The 5,174-nt window shown below is 69.4% G+C and carries 6 protein-coding genes; 2 read left to right on the top strand and 4 right to left on the bottom strand.

The window, feature by feature from the left end; translation table 11 throughout:
• A partial coding sequence (locus Q0L11_RS13345) for a biotin carboxylase N-terminal domain-containing protein (protein ID WP_296597865.1) occupies positions 1-898 on the bottom strand: 898 nt, incomplete at its 3' end.
• 69 nt (positions 899-967) lie between these two features.
• Here Q0L11_RS13345 and msrB point away from each other — a divergent pair.
• Positions 968-1,462: a peptide-methionine (R)-S-oxide reductase MsrB gene (msrB, locus tag Q0L11_RS13350; RefSeq protein ID WP_296597866.1), complete on the top strand. Its 495-nt coding sequence runs from the start codon at positions 968-970 to the stop codon at positions 1,460-1,462.
• A 53-nt stretch (positions 1,463-1,515) separates the two neighbouring features.
• Here the strand turns inward: msrB and Q0L11_RS13355 are convergent, their stop codons facing one another.
• The 3 genes from Q0L11_RS13355 to Q0L11_RS13365 form a co-directional block, all read right to left on the bottom strand.
• Entirely contained in the window at positions 1,516-2,634 is a 1,119-nt protein-coding gene (locus Q0L11_RS13355) for a BON domain-containing protein (RefSeq protein WP_296597867.1), read from the bottom strand.
• Between the two features lie 90 nt (positions 2,635-2,724).
• Positions 2,725-2,919: a hypothetical protein gene (locus Q0L11_RS13360; RefSeq protein ID WP_296597868.1), complete on the bottom strand. Its 195-nt coding sequence runs from the start codon at positions 2,917-2,919 to the stop codon at positions 2,725-2,727.
• Positions 2,920-3,063: 144 nt separating this feature from the next.
• Entirely contained in the window at positions 3,064-4,110 is a 1,047-nt protein-coding gene (locus Q0L11_RS13365) for a histidine kinase (RefSeq protein ID WP_296597869.1), read from the bottom strand.
• 212 nt (positions 4,111-4,322) lie between these two features.
• Between Q0L11_RS13365 and Q0L11_RS13370 the strand changes: the two genes are divergently transcribed.
• Positions 4,323-4,958, top strand: coding sequence for a response regulator transcription factor (locus tag Q0L11_RS13370; RefSeq protein ID WP_296597872.1), 636 nt, complete (start codon positions 4,323-4,325; stop codon positions 4,956-4,958).
• Positions 4,959-5,174 lie beyond the last annotated feature (216 nt).

The following is a 5,174-nucleotide window of genomic DNA, read 5'->3' on the forward strand; positions in this document are numbered from 1 at the left end:
TGACGGGATGCTCGACCTGCAGGCGCGTGTTCATCTCCAGGAAGAAGAAGCTGCGGTCCTGGCCGGCCACGAACTCGACGGTGCCGGCGCTGTCGTAGCCGACCGCCTTGGCCAGCGCGACGGCCTGGTCGCCCATCGCCTTGCGGGTCTTCTCGTCCAGCAGCGGGCTCGGCGCCTCTTCGATGACCTTCTGGTTCCGGCGCTGGATCGAACACTCGCGCTCGAACAGGTGCACGACGTTGCCGTGCTTGTCGCCCAGGACCTGGATCTCCACGTGCCGCGGGCTCTCGATGAACTTCTCGATGAAGATGCGGTCGTCGCCGAAGCTGGCCTTGGCCTCGGCCCGCACGGCCGGGAAGCCCTCCTCGACGTCCTTGCGGTTCCAGGCGACGCGGATGCCCTTCCCGCCCCCGCCGGCGGAGGCCTTGATCATCACCGGATAGCCGATCTCCTCGGCGATCTTGATGGCGTGGGCGGTGTCGTCGATCTCGCCGACGTGGCCCGGCACGGTCGACACGCCCGCCTTGGCCGCGAACTTCTTCGACTCGATCTTGTCGCCCATGGCCTCGATGGCCTTGGGGTTGGGACCGATGAAGACGATGCCTTCCTTTTCCAGGCGACGCGCGAAGCCCGCGTTCTCGGACAGGAAGCCGAAGCCGGGGTGAATGGCCTCGGCGCCGGTCTGGCGGACCGCGTCCACGATCTTGTCGGCGACGAGGTAGCTCTCGGCCGCCGGCGCGCCGCCGATGAAAACGGCCTCGTCGGCCATCTCCACCGCCATCGAGTCGGCGTCGGCCTCGGAATAGACGACCACCGTCTTGATGCCCATGCGGCGGCAGGTCTTGATGATCCGGACGGCGATCTCACCCCGGTTGGCGATCAGAATCTTCGAGAACATCCGAACCCTTAAACGATGGCTCCAACGGCGCTCTTCCGCCGAGGAGGGAGGGACCTTAAATTGACGGTCATGGACACGCCAGCAGTCTCCCCCTCCGGCTTCTCTCTCTCGCCGCCTAACGCTGAGGAACGCAAGCGACTGGAGGCGACGCTTTCGCCCGCCGAAGCCGACGTTCTGCTGCACCACGGCACAGAGGCGCCGTTCTGCGGCGGACTGCTCGATCAGAAGGACGACGGCGTCTACTGCTGCCGCCTCTGCGGCCTGCCGCTGTTCCACCACAAGACCAAGTTCGAGAGCGGCACGGGCTGGCCCTCGTTCTGGGCGCCCGTGGACGAGGCGCACGTGAAGGGGATTCGCGATACGTCCTACGGAATGGTCCGCATCGAGACGGTCTGCGCCCGCTGCGGCAGCCACCAGGGCCACGTCTTCCCGGATGGCCCGCCGCCCACGCGGCTGCGCTACTGCATCAATTCGGTGTCGCTGACGTTCGTGAAGGGCGGCGAGCCGTTGCCCGACCCCCTGGGCCGCGGCGACAACGAGCACGCCGCGGGCGTATATGCCTGATCGGATCGGCGCGGGCCGGGGGAAGCCCAGCCCGCACCGACCGTCTCAAATCGTCAGTTGCGCTTTTGCGCCGGGGGCGTCGCGGCGCCATCCGTGACGTCCTTCACGGGGTCGCTCGACGCCATGCGGGCTTCCTGCACGCTGTCGCCGTAGCCGCGGCCCGCGGTCGTGAAGTAGCTGCCGGCCGTTACACGCAGATTGTTCTGGACATGCTTCACACCCGACACGTCCTCGACGATCCGTTCGGCGCGATGCTTGGCCTCGCGGCTGTCCACCGTCCCCGACAGCGTGACCTCGCCGCCTGAGACCGAAACGTTCACTTCGGTCGCGTCGAGCCACGGATCGTCGGTCAGCCGCTGGTGCGCTTCGTCGCTGATGCGGTCGTCGGAGCGCTGGTAGCCCTTCGGACCGCGGCCACGGGCGCCGCGGAACTCGTCATAGCGCTTGCGATCCTCGGCGTAGCCGCGGTCGTAGCTGCCTTCGCCGGCGACGTCGCTGAACCAGTTCGAGATCCGCTGGCCGGCGCGGCGCAGGAAGTCGCCGGCGTCTCGGGCGCGATCCTCGAAGCCTTCGCCGCCGCCTTCGTAGCGATTGCGCTCGTACTCGCGTCCGCCGTCGCCGTAGCCGCGTTCGTAGTCGTAGCCACCCGTGCCGCCCGAGAAGGTGCGGTCGGGACCGCGGCGCATCTCGCGCGCCCAGCGCCGATCGGCCTCGCCGCTGCCGAAACGGCGCCCCTCGCCGTCGTAGGGGCGATAGCTGGCGCCATACTCATAGTCGCCGCTCCACAGCCGCGCGCGGCCGTCGTCGCCATAGAACCGACCGCCGCGGTCCTGGCCGCCGCGGGTGTAGTCCTGGCTCCCGAAACGCGGGTTGGCGCGGTAGCCCGTCTCGTAGTCGCCCCGGCGCATCGCCGGCGAGACGCCGCCGTAGTCCTGGTCCTGCCAGCCGGAGCGATTGCTCTCGCTACGCCCGAAGCCGCGCTGCGGGCGGTTGTAGCTGACGCCGCTCTCGCGCTCGCCGAAGACCCGTTCGTCGCGGTCGAAGCTGCGGTCCTCGCGCCCCGCGTAGCGGTCGCCCTCGTCGTTGAGGCCGAAGACGTCGTAGCGTTCGTCCATACGGCGCTGCAGCTCGCGGTCGCGCCAATCCCTATCGTCCGTCCATCGACCGGCCATGCTCGTTCTCCTTCGCTTCACGGGCGAACCCCGTTTGGCGTGGGGAACGGAGCGGCGGCGGGGTTGTTCCGGCCCGCCGCCACCGGACGATCAGAACATCGCGATCAGCGTCATGGCGCCGGCGATCGCCCCCGCCCAAAGCGCCAGCGAGGCGATCAGGGCTATGGTCATCGACACGCCGAGGGGCCAACGGGTGGACTCAACGCGCCGCGAGCTACGTGTCCGGACCGCGCCCTGGTCGGGGGGCGTATGCAGCAATCCAGTCGGCGCAACCTTGCGGTACATGAGCCCACCCCTGCCCTTCCGGAAGCTGGCGCATCGGGGGCGCGCCCTCGGCTTCGCGGCACGGTCAGGAGTACGCGCTGCGGTTGAGCTTCGCCATCAGGTGAAACCCGCTGTAGGGCCTCAGGTGGTCTCCGACGGCCGGCGTCAGCGCTCGGCGACGGGGGCCCAGGCACGGACCTTCAGGCCCCGCCGCTGCTCCTCCAGGGTGAGCGAGCCGCCCAGGTGGGTCATCCGCGCCAGCATGCCGCTGAGGCCGACGCCCAGCGGCTCCGGCGGCGAAGGTCGGCCGCTGCGCCGGCGCAGCCCGACCCCGTCGTCCTCGACCTCCAGCACCACCGCCGACGCTTCGCGTGACAGGCGCACCGTCGCCCGGCGCGCCGCCGCGTGGCGGTGAACGTTCATCAGCGCCTCCTGCGCCACGCGGAACATCGCCATTTCCAGGGTGGCGGGTAGCACCCAGGGTCCTGGGCCCACCTCGACGTCGATCCGCAGCCCCGTGCGCGAACCGAAGCCGGCGCCGAACTCCTCTAGGGCCTTGGGCAGGCCGCCGTCCGACAGACCCGGCGGGTGCAGCAGGAACGAGAAGGTGCGGATCTCCTTCAGGGCCGCGGCGATGGAGCGGCGCACGTCGGCGGCGATGCGGCGCGTTTCGCCCTTCAGCTCCGTCCGCCGTTCCAGGGCGCTCAGGCCGAGCTGGGCCGCCACGAGGAGCTGGGACGTACAGTCGTGGAGTTCGCGGCCGACCCGGCGGCGCTCGTTCTGTTCCGCCCGCGCGATCGCGAGCGCCGGATTGGCCTCCTTGCCCGGCGCGACGCGGCTCGGCAGGCGGACGGCGTCGGCGAACGCGAGGAGGACTCCTTCGGGCGTCGGGCGCGCCTCGACGTCGAGCCGCATAAGCCGCTCGCCCCGCGGCAGGGCGACCCGCGTCATCACGGACTGTTGAGCTTCGGTTGAGGCCGCGACGGCCTGACCGACCCTGGCCGCGGAGCGCTGCGGGAACACCTGCGCGAGGTCGCGTCCTTCCAAGTCCTCGGTGCGGGCGCCGAGCAGCGCGGCGAAACGGTCGGTGACGCCCAGGATGCGGGTCGCACGCTCGTCGTTCGAGACGAGCGCCATCGCCGTGGGCAGCGCCGAGAAGACGCTTCGATAGTCGGTGGAGCCGATCGGCTCCGCGTCCGTCCGCGCCAGCATTCGCGCCTCACATGGGGCGGCAAGCGCTCGGCCGCTCCCCTCCTGTTCCCTCCAAAAAGCTACAGCCATGAGGGGAATTCGTACACGATATTCGCGCATAAAGTGTTGGACGCCTCCCGAGTCTGCGGGCTCGGAGCGAGGGTTTCGCCTGATGGGCGTCCGCGCAGCGTCGGCACGTACTCCTGTCAACGGGCCCCGGCTTGGAGACAGATATGCTGCGCATCATGGTCGCCGACGATCATGAGATTGTTCGAAAGGGCGTGCGCGACCTGATCGAGAGTCACGTGGGCTGGGAGGTGTGCGGTGAGGCCGCCGACGGCCAGCGCGCCCTGGAGATCGCGCTCAACCAGAGCCCCGACATCGCGATCCTCGACATCTCGCTGCCCCTGCTGAACGGCATCGCGCTGACGCGGCGGCTGCGGCACGACCTGCCGAGCGTGCGGGTGCTGCTCTTCACGATGCACGACGACGACGAGACGGTAAGCAGCGGCCTGGCGGCCGGCGCACGCGGATATCTGCTGAAGACCGACAGCGAGCTGGACCTGGAAGCCGCGATCTCGGCCCTGGGCGCCAACCGTCCCTACTTCTCGCCGTCCGTCTCCGACCTGCTGCTGGAGACGGTGGTGCACGGCCGCACGCCGGGCAGGTTGGAGAGCTTCAGCCTGCGCGAGCTGGAGGTGGCGCAGCTCATCGCCGAGGGCAATTCCAACAAGAAGATCGCCCGCCTGCTGGGCATCAGCATCAAGACGGTCGAGACCCACCGGGCCGCCGCCATGCGCAAGGCCGGCGTTCACAGCGGGCCCGAGTTCGTGCGCTTCGCGGTGAAGCACAACCTGATCCAGGTCTAGGCGCGCGGCCGCTCAGGGTTTGACCCGATCCCGGCCCGGGCCGTCGCCGCGCAAGAATGATGCTGGGCGCGGCTGCGAACCCCAACGCCACGACGGAATGCACCCCCTGGTACGGCGCTGACCCGAGTGTGCAGCCGCGTCCACCCCGCCCCTACAGCGGAATGTTGTCGTGCTTCTTCCAGGGGTTCGTCAGCGTCTTGCCCTTGAGGTTCTTGA

It is taken from the genome of Phenylobacterium sp. (assembly GCF_024508875.1).
In the GTDB taxonomy this organism is placed as follows: Bacteria; Pseudomonadota; Alphaproteobacteria; order Caulobacterales; family Caulobacteraceae; genus Phenylobacterium.

Excerpts from the sequence above, each read along its gene's own strand:
- Q0L11_RS13360 (WP_296597868.1), bottom strand. The coding sequence starts at position 2,919 with ATGTACCGCAAGGTTGCGCCGACTGGATTGCTGCATACGCCCCCCGAC.
- Q0L11_RS13365 (WP_296597869.1), bottom strand. The coding sequence starts at position 4,110 with ATGCTGGCGCGGACGGACGCGGAGCCGATCGGCTCCACCGACTATCGA.
- Q0L11_RS13370 (WP_296597872.1), top strand. The coding sequence starts at position 4,323 with ATGCTGCGCATCATGGTCGCCGACGATCATGAGATTGTTCGAAAGGGC.
- Q0L11_RS13355 (WP_296597867.1), bottom strand. The coding sequence starts at position 2,634 with ATGGCCGGTCGATGGACGGACGATAGGGATTGGCGCGACCGCGAGCTG.
- msrB (WP_296597866.1), top strand. The coding sequence starts at position 968 with ATGGACACGCCAGCAGTCTCCCCCTCCGGCTTCTCTCTCTCGCCGCCT.